Source organism: Streptomyces sp. WM4235, from assembly GCF_001279725.1.
Lineage (GTDB): Bacteria > Actinomycetota > Actinomycetes > Streptomycetales > Streptomycetaceae > Streptomyces.
This window is the reverse complement of sequence record NZ_LGDE01000310.1, coordinates 1-405: the sequence shown is the minus strand read 5'-3', so window position 1 is coordinate 405 and position 405 is coordinate 1. Positions and strand designations below refer to the sequence as shown.

Annotated in this window: 1 protein-coding gene; it reads right to left on the bottom strand. The window is 74.1% G+C overall.

The annotated features are described in order from the left end of the window. A partial coding sequence (locus ADK55_RS20405; RefSeq protein WP_159041494.1) for a GNAT family N-acetyltransferase occupies window positions 1-405 on the bottom strand: 405 nt, incomplete at both ends.

The window sequence follows — 405 nt, the reverse complement described above, 5'->3', positions numbered from 1 at the left end:
GTAGAAGGCCGTACTGCGCACCGCGCCGTCGAGCCCCCGTGAGTGGGCCCGTCGGACCCCCTCCGAGGTGAATCCGAGGCGTTCCATCGCGGCTCGCGAGCGGCCGTTGCGGGCGTCCGCGCGCAGGGAGACACGGCGCACGCCCCAGGTCTCGAAGGCGTGGCGGAGCATGAGCAGCTTGGCCTCGGTGTTGATGCCGGTGCCCTGGGCGCCCGGCGACAGCCAGGTGTTGCCGATCTCCGCGGCGTCGGGGATCGCGGTCGCCGGGTCGCCGAACGGGACCCCGGGCACCGCGGGCCACACGAGCGGCCCCTGCCAGTAGTCGAGTTCCAGGAACCGGGTCGACCCGACGACCCGCCCGTCCGTGGCTCTGACCACGGCGAACGGGAGGGATCGACCCGCCGC